The following is a 14,184-nucleotide window of genomic DNA, read 5'->3' as shown; positions in this document are numbered from 1 at the left end:
TATAAAAGCATGAATATAATGAAATTATTATTTGGCGATCTCAATGAAAAAGAAGTTAAGAAACTGAGTAAAATTGTAGATGAGATTGAAGCCTTTGAACCAAAATTTGAAGCAATGGCAGATGAAGCCTTAAAACAACAGACCATTATTTTTAGAGAAAGACTTGATAAAGGTGAAACTTTAGATGATTTATTAACAGAAGCCTTTGCTGTGGTAAGAGAAGCGGGCAAAAGAGTTCTTGGCGTAAGAGCCTTTAGATCTCAACTTATAGGGGGGATTGTACTCCATCAAGGCCGTATAGCGGAGATGAAAACAGGTGAAGGTAAAACCCTTACAGCGACGCTACCCGTATACCTCAATGCTCTGGAAAGAAAAGGCGTTCACGTAGTCACAGTGAATGATTACTTAGCTTATAGAGATAAAGAGTGGATGGGCAGACTTTATGAGTTTTTAGGCATGACAGTGGGGTGTGTCGTTCATGGCGTTGAAGGGGAAATGCGAAATGCTGCATATCGTGCGGATATTACTTATGGGACGAACAACGAGTTTGGATTTGACTATTTAAGAGATAACATGGTCATGAGGCAAGAGCGTTTAATGCAACTGCCCCTTAACTATGCCATCGTGGATGAGGTCGATAGTATCCTCGTGGATGAGGCGAGAACGCCATTGATCATTTCAGGTGAAAGCGAGAAGTCCACAGATCTTTATCAAATCGCGGATCATTTTGCGGCAGGCCTAAATAAGGAAACCGATGTCAATATTGATGAAAAAGCCAAATCGATTGCCCTTACAGATGGTTTGGTCGTGGATAAGTACGGCGAAGAAGAAGCGGGCAGTACAGAGAAAAACGGCGTTAAAAAAGCAGAGCATTATTTTAAAGTGGAAAATTTAAGTGATCCAGAAAACTTAGAGATTTCACATCACATCAATCAAGCCATTAGAGCCAGATTTTTAATGAAAAAAGATGTGGACTATATTGTAAAAGACGGCGAAGTCATCATTGTCGATGAGTTTACTGGGCGTTTAATGTATGGTAGACGCTACTCAAATGGCTTGCATCAAGCGATTGAAGCCAAAGAGGGCATTGAAGTGCGCAGAGAATCTCAAACGCTTGCAACGGTCACCTTACAAAATTACTTTAGAATGTATAAAAAACTTGCGGGCATGACGGGTACGGCTAAAACGGAGGAAGACGAGTTTAGACATATATACAGTATGGACGTTGTGGTTATCCCAACGAATAGACCTATTGCAAGAATTGATCTTGAAGATGGCATCTACAAGAATTTTTCGGGTAAATTTAATGCAGTGCTCAAAGATATTGAAGAGAGACACGCTAAGGGTCAACCGATGCTTGTGGGCACGATTAGTATTGAGACTTCAGAGTTTATCAGCTCTATTTTAAAAAAGAAAGGGATCAAGCATGAAGTCCTCAATGCAAAACAGCATGATCGTGAGGCTGAGATCGTCGCTCAAGCGGGTCGATTTGGCTCTGTTACTATTGCCACTAACATGGCGGGTCGTGGGACGGATATTGTACTCGGCGGTAATCCGGAGTTCATGGCGAAGAAGGAAATGCTCAAAAAAGGGTTATCGGATCATGTGATTAATCTCGCTTCTAGTCCTATTGTCACAACGGATCCAGAGATTTTAGAGGCAAGAGAAGTCTATAACGCACTCTATACAGAATACAAAAAGGTTACAGATGAAGAGGCGAGAAAAGTAAAAGAGGCAGGCGGCCTTCATATCATTGGTACTGAAAGACATGAATCCAGAAGGATCGACAACCAGTTGAGGGGCCGTTCAGGACGTCAAGGCGATCCAGGTTCATCACAGTTCTACATTTCATTTGAAGATGATCTCATGAGACTCTTTGTGAGCGATCGTGCCAAACAAATCGTTGATACGCTGGGATTTGAAGAAGATATGCAACTTGAAAATAAGATGCTGACAAAATCTATTGAAAATGCTCAAAAGAAAGTGGAAGGTAGAAACTTTGGCGTGCGTAAACACGTCTTGCAATACGATGACGTTATGAACAAGCAAAGAGAAATCATCTACGGTGAGCGCAATAAAGTTTTACATGGCGAAAATGTCAGAGATAATATCATCTCAATGCTTGAAAAAATAATGGATAGAACGATTCCAATGTATACAGAAGGCTACAAGTATCCAGAGGAGTGGGATTTAGAGGGTTTATTAACCAATTTGCACAGTATTTTCTTACCTCAAGGGTCGGTTGAATTCAAGAACGTTGAGGATTTAACCATCGAGACTTTAAAAGAAATTCTCTTGAGCAAAGCTAAAGAACTCTACACTGAAAAAGAGCTTGAAATCGGTGCTGAGCGCATGAGAGAAGTGGAAAGAGCAGTCCTTTTAAGAGTTGTTGACATGCACTGGATTGATCATATCGATGCGATGGATCAGTTAAAACAAGGGATTAGCTTAAGAGCTATAGGACAGCAAGATCCTGTTATTGCGTATAAAATGGAAGGTTTTGATATGTTTGAGGAAATGATCGCAAGCATTCAACAAGAAACCATCCAGACATTATTCCACGCAACCCTTAAAACCGATACAGAGAGAAAACAAGTAGCGATTATCACAGGCACATCGGGTGGTTCAGAAACACAAATCGCCAAACCTTTTAAAGCAGATAAAAAAATAGGCAGAAACGATCCGTGTCCTTGTGGAAGTGGTAAAAAATACAAAAAATGCCATGGTCTAAACGAGTAAGCCCAAGTAAAAATCACTACAGTAACCCTAAATTATAATGTATTTGAAAGAGGTGTCTATCATATCCTTCGGTTCCATTCCTCACTTCTTTGCGGAAACCCGGATATCATACACCTCTTTTTGTGTTTAAAGCCATAAATTTAGTTTTGGTATAAGCGATATTGTTGTTTCATAAGTTTGAATCATAGGAGGCTTATTCACCATTACCTGTCATTACACAGCCAACCACCGCCATTTATTGATGAAATCATCTAGCGCCTATACACTCACAAGAAAAGCAATCCGCAGCTCCGCGAGGACTCTTGCTTTTCTTGTGAGTGTATAGGTGCTGATAACACAAAACCTAGGAGGTTCACATTGATTCTATTAGAAAAGTACCAAAGGGAGATCAAAACACTAAAAGCGGATGCCGCTGAGCTCGAGGTGTCACTTTGACTTAGTCAGAGTAAAGCTTAGAATTGAAGAATTAGAATATGAGATGTCTGCACCCGATTTTTGGTCGGACGCGGAAAAAGCTCAAGGTAAGCTCAAACTTCAAAAAATGTTAAAAAATAAAATTGAAAAATTTGATGCACTCTTTGGTCAAGTCGAAGAACTAGAGCTCTTATGTGATATGGCCATTGATGAAAACGATGATAGCTTGGAACCTGAGGTTGAAGCTTCTTTTAATATGCTTTCAGCTTTGTGCGAGAAAATGACGCTTGAAACATTGCTCACTGGTGAATTTGATGCAAGCAATGCCATCTTATCCATACATGCAGGCTCTGGCGGTACAGACGCCATGGACTGGGCGGAGATGCTCCTGAGAATGTATAAGCGGTATGCAGATAAAAAAGGTTATTCTGTCAAAGTCTTAGACCTTCAGAACGACACCGTGGCGGGGATAAAAAGTGTCGCATTACTCATTGAAGGCCTTAATGCCTATGGTTTTTTGAAGTCTGAAAAAGGCGTGCATAGAATCGTGAGGATATCACCTTTTGATTCCTCTGGGAAAAGACACACCTCTTTCACCTCTGTGGATGTCATGCCTGAAATAGATGATTCCTATGAAATTAACATCAATCCTGTGGACTTAAAAATAGATACTTATCATGCATCGGGTGCAGGTGGTCAGCACGTCAATACAACAGATTCTGCAGTTCGGATTACGCATATGCCAACTGGAGTCATCGTACAATGTCAAAATGAGCGGTCTCAAATATCCAACAGGGCAACAGCAATGAAAATGCTCATGGGAAAACTCATTGAGCTCAAAGAACGTGAGAACAAAGAACGTATCGAAGATTTGGCGGGGGACTATTCGCAGATCACATGGGGCAGTCAAATTAGATCCTACGTTTTTCATCCTTATAACATGGTAAAAGATCATCGAACAGGTGCTGAGATGGGGAATATACAAGCCGTTATGGATGGTGATCTCGATCTGTTTATCGATAGCTATTTAAAAAATAAATCAATGGGTTCACAAATAAACGAAGAAGAGGCGTAAAATTATGGAGTTAATCATTAAACAACTGGCAAAAGAACTTAATCTTTCCATCAAACAAGTGGAAGCAACAGTGGCCTTAATCGATGAGGGGAATACCATTCCTTTCATTGCCAGATATCGAAAAGAAGCAACGGGTGGCATCAGCGATGAAGTCTTAAGAGATTTTGATGACCGCTTAAAATACTTGAAAAGTTTGGAAGCGAGAAAAGCAGAAGTGATCAGTAATATAGAAGAGCAAGGTAAGATGACGGACGAACTTAAAGCGTTAATCACCAAAGCGACGGTATTACAAAAGGTAGAAGATCTCTATAGACCTTACAAACAGAAAAAGAGCACGAGAGCTTCTAAAGCGATTGAAAGAGGTCTTGAGCCCCTTGCCAACTTGATCATGGAACAGCAATTTGTCACTGGAGACTTTAATGCAGAAGCAGAAAAGTATATAGATGAAACATTAGAAGTAAATTCAGCAGAAGAGGCCGTTCAAGGCGCTATCGATATCATCGCAGAAAGAATATCAGATGATCCGGACCACAGAGAATTCATTAGAAATCTAAACCTAAACCATGGGTTATTGACCGTCGTTGCGCAAAAATCAGATGAAGAATCCGTATATGAAATGTACTATGATTATTCAGAGGGCGTCTCAAAGATCGCCAATCACAGAGTGCTCGCGATCAACCGTGGTGAAAAGGAGAAAATGCTCAAAGTAAAACTTCAAAGTCCAGACGATCAAATCGTGGAAACGCTGATCCAAAAGACCCTTACAAACGCAAAAGCACTTACGACAGAATATCTCATCAAAGCCACCGAAGAGGGTTATAAAAGATTGATTTCACCTTCTATTGAGAGAGAAATCAGAAGTATTTTAACAGAGAGAGCAGAAGAAGAAGCCATCAAAGTCTTTGGTAAAAATACAAAATCCCTTTTATTAGTGCCACCGGTTAAAGACATGAGGGTGCTTGCCATTGACCCGAGTTTTAGGACGGGTTGTAAACTCGCTGTTTTGGATGAAACGGGTAAACTTCTTGATTATGCGACGATTTATCCCAATGCACCTGTGAACAAAGTGGAAGAATCTGTTGCCAAAATGAAGCAGTTGATTAAAAAATACAAGCTCAACATCATCCCTATTGGCAACGGAACAGCTTCAAGAGAGACTGAAAAAATCGTAGCAGATATGATCAGTGAACTCGATGATGAGGTTTTTTATGCAATCGTCAGTGAAGCAGGTGCCTCTGTCTATTCAGCATCGAAACTTGCCACTGAAGAATACCCTGACATTGACGTGTCCATTAGAGGTGCGATTTCCATAGGAAGACGCTTACAGGATCCGCTTGCAGAACTTGTCAAAATTGACCCTAAGAGTATTGGCGTGGGGCAGTATCAACATGATGTCAATCAAAAACGCCTTGAAGAACAGCTCACCAACGTCGTTGAGGATTGTGTTAACAGTGTGGGTGTGGATTTAAATACCGCAACGCCGTCATTGCTCAATTATATATCGGGGATTAGCAATACACTCGCTAAAAATATTGTCGCTTATAGAGATGAAAATGGCAAGTTCAATGAACGTAAAGAACTTCTCAAAGTAAAACGCCTTGGAGATAAAGTTTACGAGCAATGTGCAGGCTTTTTAAGAATTCCTAAGGGGAAAAATCCACTGGACAATACAGCGGTGCATCCTGAGACTTATAAGGCGACGATGACGCTTTTAGATGAACTGGGGTTGTCTCTTGAAGATTTAAAAAAGGGATCGCTTCACGAAATTGAAGATCGAATTGTCAACCTTGGAGAAATCAAAGCAAAACCTTTAAGCAGTAATGTTCAAGGCAGAAACAGTGGCTTTGAATCTTTAAAGGCGCTGAAGCAGACGCCAATAGAGCCTCAAAAGGAACGCATGATGCGCTACAGTGATGGTCTTAAAAAACTATCTCAAAAGCTAGACATTGGTGAACTTACACTTAAAGACATCATAGATGAACTCAAGAAACCAGGACGTGATCCAAGAGAAGACATGCCTAAACCCCTTTTTAGAAGTGATGTGTTGAAGATGGAAGACTTGAGACCAGGTATGGTGCTTCATGGAACGGTGAGAAATGTGGTGGACTTCGGTGCCTTTGTGGACATCGGTGTCAAACAAGATGGTCTTGTTCACATCTCGGAAATCTGTGACAAATTTATTAAGCACCCCATGCAAGTTTTATCTGTGGGGGATACTGTGAAAGTTCAGATTCTAAATGTGGATCACAACAGAGGGAAAATCTCACTGACGATGAAACAGATCAAGGAAGAAAGTCTATAAGCCATAAAAAATATTTTATATATATCTAAAAAACGACTTGAATCCTCTGAAAAAATGGTATAATAAACCTAAGTCTTTAGCGAGGCGAAAGAGTTCGTTCTCATCTTTTATTAAGGGGGTAAGACAATGTTGTTTATTAAAAATGCTCAAATTTACACCATGGCTGGCGAAATTATCGAAAATGGGTGTATCTCAATTGAAGCAGGTAAAATCAAAGAAATTGGCAATGATTTAGTGGCACCACTTGATGCAACCGTGGTAGATGCAAGTGGCAAAAAAGTATTTCCGGGCTTTATCGATGCACATTGCCACATTGGCATGTGGGAAGAGGGCATTGGATTTGAAGGTGCTGACGGCAACGAAATGACGGATCCTATAACACCTCATCTCAGAGCGATAGATGCGCTTAATCCGAGAGATGAAGCTTTTGAAAATGCCATTAAAGGTGGGGTCACTACAGCAGCCACAGGTCCAGGTAGTGCCAATGTCATCGGCGGTACTTTTGCAGTGGTTAAACTGCACGGCGATCGCATCGACGATATGGTGATGAATCCAGCGGTTGCTATGAAATGTGCGTTCGGCGAGAATCCAAAACGTGTCTATGCAGAGAAAAAACTGATGCCGACCACTCGAATGGGCACCGCAGCTAAACTCAGAGAAACATTAGCAAAAGCAGTGGAATACAATAATAAAATAAAACTTGCAGGGGATGATGCTTCTAAATTACCTGCGTATGATATGAAGCTTGAAGCGATGCTTCCAGTGGTTAAAGGTGAAATCCCTTTAAAAGCACATGCGCATAGAGCGGATGACATCTTCACTTCTATTAGGATTGCAAAAGAGTTCGGTGTTAAGTTGACACTTGAACACTGCACAGAAGGTCATTTAATTGCAGAACATCTTGCAAAAGAAGGTTATTTTGCAATTATAGGCCCCTCGTTTGGCAATAAATCTAAATTTGAACTCAACAATAAAACTTTTGACACGCCGCGCGTAATGGTTGAAGCGGGTTGCAAAATTGCGATTATGACAGATAGCCCTGTGATTCCACTTGAGTACCTGCCAATGTGTGCCGCATTAGCGCATAAATCAGGCCTTGACGAGATGGAAGCGCTCAAGTGCATCACGATCAATCCAGCAGAAGTATTAGGCGTACAAGATCGCATAGGCAGTTTAGAAGCAGGCAAAGATGCCGATATCGTCATCTGGGATCGTCATCCGTTTGATCTGCAAGCGCATGTGGAAATGACCATCGTAAATGGTGAAATCGTCTACAAGAAATAACACAAAGACATCAACATAAGAGGGCAATGCCCAAAGCCTTATTTCGATCGCCGGTCCTCGTGCCTGCGGCGCGATCTGCATAAAGCTTTGGGCATTGCCCTCTCTGTGTATCATAATAAAGTATGTCTAATCAATAATGTTCTTTGCATTTTACAATTACTATTTTTTGTGACTCATTTTTGCCTTCAATTGCGTAAATCAGGCGATCTGCTTGATTTATGCGCCTAGACCAATAACCGCTCAAATCGCCTTTTAATGGCTCTGGTTTGCCGATACCCTTAAAAGGGTTCCTTTCTATGTCCTTAATTAATGTGTTTATGCGAGTAAGGGTCTTTTTATCATTTTCAATCCAGTATAGGTATTCTTCCCAAGCAAGATCTGTAAAATGTTTATTCATTTACAAGCTCTTTTTCATGCGTAAGACCTTCTTTGTGCTGTTTTATGGACGTGCTTAGTCTTGAATAGCTGTCGGGATTTCTTCTGACATGCATGTTCTCCATCATATTATTATAGGCGTTTTCACTTATTAGAACACCGTTCTTCCCTCTGCCCGATCTTTGTACGATGATGGCTTCAAAATTATCATTTACATCATCAATACATTCTTTTAAATGGTCTCTTACTTCTGTGATTGATTTTGCTGTTACAGATAACATTTTTACCACTTCCTCTCTTCATTTATAATTGTACCAGATTACGTACAAATACTCAAGCGCTTTTTTTATGTGTTCATATAGTCGCTTCTAACCAGAATTCTTGTAAAACCCCCTCAATTGGTATAAAATAAATGAAGCAAGGAGGACTTGATCACATGCTATTAGAGCTTAAAATAGAGTTTATAGAAGAAACAGAAACCATTGCAAGGGCATTCTCGGAAATATTGACGCGTGGGGATATCCTTTGTCTTCAAGGCGATTTAGGTGCAGGTAAAACGACATTTACTCAATTTTTATGTCAGGCGTTAAAGGTAGAAGATTATGTCACAAGTCCTACTTTTAATATCATAAATAACTATGAAGGCGTGTTTCCGATTTACCACTTTGATGTTTATAGAATTTCTGAACCAGATGAAATGTATGAAATTGGGTTTGACGAGTATCTTTATGGCATGGGGATTTGTATCATAGAGTGGGCAAATCTAGTGGCTGAATTAATTCCGAATTCTGCCGTTTGGATGACGATTTTACTGAACGTGAACGGCTCGAGAAGTATTAGAATTGAAGGCGATGACCAGATCATTTTAAAACTTAAGGCGCACCTTGAAAAAATGGATAATTCTTATGAAAGAAAGGATTTGAGATTATGAAAACCATGATTGTAGACACTTCGTCTAGTGCAGCAAGTGTTGCTTTGTTTGATCATAAAATACTGATAGGGGAATTTTTGTTAAATACCCCCAATACACATTCGCAAAAGTTGATGCCATTGATTGAATCGCTCTTAGAAATGCTTCATCTGAAAATTAAAGATCTAGATCTTATTATTGCCTGCGAAGGACCAGGATCGTTCACAGGCGTCCGTATAGGCCTCAGCACGGTTAAAGCCTTCGCACAACCATACAACATTCCACTTCTAACCGAAACCAGTCTGACCATGCTTGCTGCGCCTTTTAAGCACTATGGTGGTATTGTGGTGCCCATTATAGATGCAAAGCGAAGTGAAGTGTACTTTGGCGAAATGGAATGGAAAAATGATCTGTTTGTAAAACACAATGAAGGTGTGGCTTCTTTGACTGGATTACTGGAAAGACTTATGCAGGTGTATCCCGATAAACCCATTTTGCTTGTGGGCGATGCTACAGAAATTTATAAGGCCGTTATTGAAACACATATTCAAGCGAATACTCAAATGCATATTTCAATAGCAGATGAAAATGAAAGCATCCCCAAAGCCTCTAGTTTAGGATTCTTAATTGGATCGGATCGAGAACGATTGACGTATCACGATGTCAAAGCCAATTACATGCGGAAATCTCAAGCGGAGAGAGACTTAAGTGAGAGGAAGTTATATGAGCCTAAATAATATTAAATCTGTAGATACAAATGTAATAGAACTCAGACGCATGACGGTGACAGATGTAGACAGTGTATTTGAAATCGAAACGCTTTCATTTAAGTCGCCATGGACAAAAGAGGCATTTGTCAACGAAGTTGTCAAAAATCAATTAGCGGTTTATTTTGTTGTGACGCTTGATGCGCTTGTGGTGGGTTATGCAGGAATGTGGACGGTTGTAGATGAACTTCATATAACCAATGTTGCGATAACACCTGATCAGAGAGGAAAGGGGCTTTCCAATAGACTCATGGAGAGGCTCTTTGAATTTGCGATTGAAAACAAGTTTACAAGTATGACACTTGAAGTAAGAACAACAAACGCTGTTGCCATTAGCCTTTATGAAAAATATGGCTTTAAAGGGCTTGGCGTACGCAAAGGATACTACCAAGATACAAACGAAGATGCATTAATCATGTGGAAGGAGTTTTAACATGAATCAATCATTGATAACACTGGCCATCGAAACCAGTTGTGACGAGACTTCTTGTGCGATACTCTCAGATGGTCGAACAGTACTTGCAAATGAAATATACACACAAATTGAAATTCACAAAGCTTTCGGTGGCGTAGTGCCTGAAGTCGCTTCAAGAAATCATCTTGAAAAGATATCGCAGATCATTGAAGACAGCTTAAAAACAGCAGATATTGGATTTGAAGAGGTGGATCATATAGCCGTGACCTATGGTCCTGGACTTGCGGGTGCACTTCTAGTGGGGTTATCCAGCGCTAAAGCTTTGGCGTATGCACTTGAGGTGCCATTAGTGCCCGTTAACCATATCGAAGGTCATATTGCGGCTAACTATATAGCGCATTTAGAACTTGAACCGCCCTTTGTGTGTCTGGTGGTTTCGGGAGGGCATACGCATCTTGTGGAAGTCAAGGATTACACTACCTTTGAAGTGATCGGCAAAACTCGAGATGATGCTGCTGGAGAAGCTTTTGACAAAGTGGCAAGAACTCTGGGACTTGGTTATCCAGGAGGGCCTTTGATCGATAAAATTGCGAAAGAAGGCAACCCTTATGCGATTGACTTTCCAAAGGCAATGCTAGATCAGGAAAATCTAGATTTCAGTTTTAGCGGTCTTAAATCAGCCGTTTTAAATTATATCAACAGCTGTAAAATGAAGCAAATTGAAATTAATATTCCAGATGTATGTGCGAGTTTTCAAGAGGCCGTCGTCCATATTCTCTGTCATAAAGCTATGGATGCCATAGAACAAACTGGACATAAAACGATGGTTTTAGCAGGTGGTGTTGCAGCCAATACCGCTTTAAGAGAAACCTTAACTCAAAAATGCAATGCCAAAAATGTGCGTTTTTATTATCCGCCCCTGACGCTGTGCACCGATAATGCGGCGATGATTGGATGCGCGGGGTATTATAATTTTAGGGCAGGATATCTTGGCGATATGTCCGTAAATGCGATTCCAAATTTAAGGATAGGCACTAAAACGGGACTTTAGTCCCATTTACTTTTTTTTGATAGATTTAAGCTTTATTTGACCGAACCAACATTATGTAAACCGATTGTACGTTCGAATGGAAATGTTTAAAATAGCATGCAATTGTGGATAAAGCTGTGGACAGTGTGGATCAATAGTGATTTTAAGTGTTCCGGCGCGTATATGGTGTGGGTAAAATTGTGGAAAACTGTGGATAACATGCCTGTTATGTGGATAACTTTTGAATTTTGACGAAAAACCACAAGGATACGGTAAAAATAGAAAGCGGGTTTGGTAGACATAATGTAGAGAAAGTTAACCATGAATTATCAAATAATTGTGAATTCATAGAAATTAGAGATAAAAAAAGCACGCATTCATGATTCAATCCGCCGTGAGTCCTTAAAGAAGGATTTTTGACAAATTGAATTAGGAATGGTGCGATTGTTATAAGCTTTGAATTGTTTTTACGATTCGAGGCCTTCGCCGCTTAAGTAATTGATGATGTCCGATATAGAAGTGAACGCCTCAGCAACTTCATCTGGAATTTCAACTTCAAACTCGTCTTCGATAGCCATAATGATTTCAACGGCATCTATCGAATCGATATCCATACTATCGAAAGTTGTATCCGGCTTGATATCACTTGGATCAATAACGCTGAGCTGCTCGATAATAATGGATTTTATTTTTTTAAACATAGTAACCTCCTAATATTGCGTATTATACATGAATGCGGTGTGCACTTATTTTTTATTATAAAGAAAAATTCCTATTTGTCCATATGAAATTCAGTTATATTTACCTAGTAAATTTGAACAAATTATAATTTTTCTAATAATGCTTCAAGTTTTAGATAGTTTTGCTCAATTTCAAGTTCAATTTGACTGATTTCTTTTTGAACCCACATCGCTTTTTCTGGAACTGAAAAAATGGACTCTTCACAAAGTTTCAATTGGAGATTGTGCAATTGCTCTTCGAGTTTATGAATCAGATCTTCGGTATTTTGAAGTGTTGCTTTATGAGCTTTGATCTGTTGGCGTTTTTCTTTTTCTTTCTTTTGCAATTCTTTTTGTTTGGTTTTAGTCAGTTCGGGTTCAACTGGAGCGGCAGTGCTTAAACTTTCAGATTCAGCAAGCTTTTCAACGTAGTAGTCATAGTTGCCCCAGAAGACCTGAATGCCAGAAGCTGTTAATTCAAATATTTTGGTGCATATTTTATTCAGAAAATAACGGTCATGGGAAATCGTTAAAAGGGTACCGTCATAATTCAAAAGTGCATCTTCTAAAGTTTCTTTTGCGAGGATGTCCAGATGGTTGGTGGGTTCATCTAGATAGAGAAAATTTGAAGTGGAAAGCATGAGCTTTAAAAGAGAAACACGACTTCTTTCGCCGCCGCTCAGTTGATCGATTTTTTTCTCATAATCATCCCCTTTAAAAAGAAAGGCACCTAAAAGATTTCTAACTTCTGTTAACGAGAGCTGAGGGTTTTCATCATGAATTTCTTCTAGAATCGTATGTTCGAGTGTTAAATTTTTAAGTTCTTGATCGTAATAACCAGGCTCTATGTGGTGCCCATATAGGATATTGCCTTGATCTTTTAACGTTTCTTCTAGAAGCACTTTAAACAACGTTGTTTTGCCGACGCCATTTGGACCGATGAGTCCGATTTTTTCACCTCGATAGATTTCAAAGGAAATATCATTTAAGACCTTTTTAGAGTCATAAGACTTGCAAAGATTTTCTACTCTCAAAACATCTTTACCACTTGTAATACCAGCTTTGAGATCTATTTTGAAATGTGCTTTAAAAAGTTTAGGCTTATTGACAAGTTCAACGTGATCAAGTCTCTTTTCTCTTGATTTTGCACGCTTTGCGAGTTTTTCAGTGCCTCTATCTTTGAACTTTCGGATTAATTCTTCTTGCTTTTTAACTTCCTTTTGTTGTTGCTCAAAATGATGTAGTGAGGCCTCGTAAATTGCATTTTTCTGTTTAATAAACTGCGAATAGTTCCCGTTGTATTCTACCAGTTCTTGTGCTTCAATTTCGTATATTTTAGTGGTCACTTGATCTAAAAAATAACGATCATGCGATATGAGCATAATGGTTCCTGTATATTCTCTAAGATAGCCTTCGAGCCATTTGATCGCATCTATATCAAGGTGATTGGTAGGTTCGTCAAGGAGTAGGATATCGGGTTGTTTCAGAAGAAGTCTTGCGACGCCTACTCTTGACTTTTGACCACCGCTTAATTGGTTAATGGATTTTTTATGATCACTTTCCTCGAAGCCTAGGCCGTTGAGGATGCCTCGTATTTTACTTGAAATAGCGTAACCGTTGGCGAGATCAAATGCTTCTTGAAGTTTTGAGTATTCATCTAAATAGAGTTCATATGAAGAGGCGTCAGATTCGGCTAAGAGATGCTCTAATGATCTCATCTTGTGTTCCATCTCAAAGAGATCACTAAAAACGGCTTCACAGTAATCAAATGCAGAGATGTCTAAATCGATAGCTGTATTTTGTTCAAGGTAACCGACACTTGTATCTTTAGCAATAAAGATTTCGCCACCGTCTTTTGACTCTATACCCATGAGGATTTTCATCAGGGTGGTTTTGCCAGCACCGTTGATGCCAATCAAGCCAATTTTGTCCCCGGTATTGACAGTGAAAGAAATTTCATCTAGAATGCAGTCGATACCATAAAATTTTGTAATGTTCGTGCACGATAATGCGATCATGTTTTTTCCTTTCCTAATTTAGTGACATATGTATTATACCTTATTTAAAGAAAGATATAAATTCCTTGTTATTTATTTGACATTGTTTTTCTTGAGGTGGTATAATTTCCATAACAGAGAAAAAGATTTTTTAGTG

General features: G+C 39.5%; 12 protein-coding genes. 8 read left to right on the top strand and 4 right to left on the bottom strand.

All coding sequences use genetic code 11. The features are described 5' to 3' along the window. Positions 1-9: 9 nt before the first annotated feature. The 4 genes from secA to F3D3_RS01080 all read left to right on the top strand — a co-directional run bounded on the left by secA (position 10) and on the right by F3D3_RS01080 (position 7,814). Entirely contained in the window at positions 10-2,739 is a 2,730-nt protein-coding gene (gene secA / locus F3D3_RS01095) for a preprotein translocase subunit SecA (RefSeq protein WP_069870373.1), read from the top strand. A 357-nt stretch (positions 2,740-3,096) separates the two neighbouring features. Further along, positions 3,097-4,228, top strand: a protein-coding gene (prfB, locus tag F3D3_RS01090) for a peptide chain release factor 2 (RefSeq protein ID WP_207645331.1) whose coding sequence is annotated in 2 segments (ribosomal slippage) — positions 3,097-3,168 and positions 3,170-4,228 — 1,131 coding nt in all. Because the reading frame shifts where the segments join, the coding sequence is not laid out codon by codon here. A gap of 4 nt (positions 4,229-4,232) precedes the next feature. Further along, positions 4,233-6,530 carry a Tex family protein gene (locus tag F3D3_RS01085; protein ID WP_069870371.1) on the top strand — a complete coding sequence of 766 codons (2,298 nt, stop codon included), beginning with the start codon at positions 4,233-4,235 and terminating at the stop codon, positions 6,528-6,530. Positions 6,531-6,656: 126 nt separating this feature from the next. After that, a complete protein-coding gene (locus F3D3_RS01080; RefSeq protein ID WP_069870369.1) occupies positions 6,657-7,814 on the top strand; it encodes an amidohydrolase in 1,158 nt (385 codons plus the stop codon). Between the two features lie 130 nt (positions 7,815-7,944). Here the strand turns inward: F3D3_RS01080 and F3D3_RS01075 are convergent, their stop codons facing one another. Continuing rightward, positions 7,945-8,211 (bottom strand): Txe/YoeB family addiction module toxin, encoded by a 267-nt coding sequence (locus F3D3_RS01075; protein ID WP_069870367.1) that lies wholly within the window; start codon positions 8,209-8,211, stop codon positions 7,945-7,947. Further along, complete coding sequence (locus F3D3_RS01070; protein ID WP_069870365.1) at positions 8,204-8,470, bottom strand: type II toxin-antitoxin system Phd/YefM family antitoxin; 267 nt, start codon at positions 8,468-8,470, stop codon at positions 8,204-8,206. Before F3D3_RS01070 ends, F3D3_RS01075 begins: the two co-directional genes overlap by 8 nt. Positions 8,471-8,625: 155 nt before the next feature. Here F3D3_RS01070 and tsaE point away from each other — a divergent pair, with 155 nt between their 5' ends. Genes tsaE through tsaD form a run of 4 tightly spaced genes read left to right on the top strand, consistent with a single transcriptional unit; the run spans position 8,626 to position 11,332 of the window. Next, a complete protein-coding gene (tsaE, locus tag F3D3_RS01065; protein WP_069870363.1) occupies positions 8,626-9,120 on the top strand; it encodes a tRNA (adenosine(37)-N6)-threonylcarbamoyltransferase complex ATPase subunit type 1 TsaE in 495 nt (164 codons plus the stop codon). Next, entirely contained in the window at positions 9,117-9,836 is a 720-nt protein-coding gene (gene tsaB, locus F3D3_RS01060) for a tRNA (adenosine(37)-N6)-threonylcarbamoyltransferase complex dimerization subunit type 1 TsaB (protein ID WP_069870362.1), read from the top strand. The genes tsaE and tsaB overlap by 4 nt, the downstream gene beginning before the upstream one ends. After that, on the top strand, positions 9,823-10,299 hold the full coding sequence (gene rimI, locus F3D3_RS01055; protein ID WP_069870360.1) for a ribosomal protein S18-alanine N-acetyltransferase: 477 nt from the start codon (positions 9,823-9,825) through the stop codon (positions 10,297-10,299). The genes tsaB and rimI overlap by 14 nt, the downstream gene beginning before the upstream one ends. Position 10,300: 1 nt before the next feature. Further along, entirely contained in the window at positions 10,301-11,332 is a 1,032-nt protein-coding gene (gene tsaD, locus F3D3_RS01050) for a tRNA (adenosine(37)-N6)-threonylcarbamoyltransferase complex transferase subunit TsaD (RefSeq protein ID WP_069870358.1), read from the top strand. 446 nt (positions 11,333-11,778) lie between these two features. Here tsaD and F3D3_RS01045 read toward each other — a convergent pair whose 3' ends face one another. Both F3D3_RS01045 and F3D3_RS01040 read right to left on the bottom strand, forming a co-directional pair. Continuing rightward, positions 11,779-12,012, bottom strand: a complete 234-nt coding sequence (locus tag F3D3_RS01045; protein ID WP_069870356.1) for an acyl carrier protein — start codon at positions 12,010-12,012, stop codon at positions 11,779-11,781. A 122-nt stretch (positions 12,013-12,134) separates the two neighbouring features. Further along, complete coding sequence (locus F3D3_RS01040; RefSeq protein ID WP_069870354.1) at positions 12,135-14,048, bottom strand: ABC-F family ATP-binding cassette domain-containing protein; 1,914 nt, start codon at positions 14,046-14,048, stop codon at positions 12,135-12,137. Positions 14,049-14,184 lie beyond the last annotated feature (136 nt).

This window comes from Fusibacter sp. 3D3, assembly GCF_001748365.1.
Classification (GTDB): Bacteria; Bacillota; Clostridia; order Peptostreptococcales; family Acidaminobacteraceae; genus Fusibacter_A.
This window is presented reverse-complemented; position numbering and strand designations above follow the sequence as displayed.

Excerpts from the sequence above, each read along its gene's own strand:
- secA (WP_069870373.1), top strand. The coding sequence starts at position 10 with ATGAATATAATGAAATTATTATTTGGCGATCTCAATGAAAAAGAAGTT.
- tsaB (WP_069870362.1), top strand. The coding sequence starts at position 9,117 with ATGAAAACCATGATTGTAGACACTTCGTCTAGTGCAGCAAGTGTTGCT.
- F3D3_RS01085 (WP_069870371.1), top strand. The coding sequence starts at position 4,233 with ATGGAGTTAATCATTAAACAACTGGCAAAAGAACTTAATCTTTCCATC.
- tsaD (WP_069870358.1), top strand. The coding sequence starts at position 10,301 with ATGAATCAATCATTGATAACACTGGCCATCGAAACCAGTTGTGACGAG.
- F3D3_RS01080 (WP_069870369.1), top strand. The coding sequence starts at position 6,657 with ATGTTGTTTATTAAAAATGCTCAAATTTACACCATGGCTGGCGAAATT.
- F3D3_RS01075 (WP_069870367.1), bottom strand. The coding sequence starts at position 8,211 with ATGAATAAACATTTTACAGATCTTGCTTGGGAAGAATACCTATACTGG.
- F3D3_RS01045 (WP_069870356.1), bottom strand. The coding sequence starts at position 12,012 with ATGTTTAAAAAAATAAAATCCATTATTATCGAGCAGCTCAGCGTTATT.
- F3D3_RS01040 (WP_069870354.1), bottom strand. The coding sequence starts at position 14,048 with ATGATCGCATTATCGTGCACGAACATTACAAAATTTTATGGTATCGAC.
- tsaE (WP_069870363.1), top strand. The coding sequence starts at position 8,626 with ATGCTATTAGAGCTTAAAATAGAGTTTATAGAAGAAACAGAAACCATT.
- rimI (WP_069870360.1), top strand. The coding sequence starts at position 9,823 with ATGAGCCTAAATAATATTAAATCTGTAGATACAAATGTAATAGAACTC.
- F3D3_RS01070 (WP_069870365.1), bottom strand. The coding sequence starts at position 8,470 with ATGTTATCTGTAACAGCAAAATCAATCACAGAAGTAAGAGACCATTTA.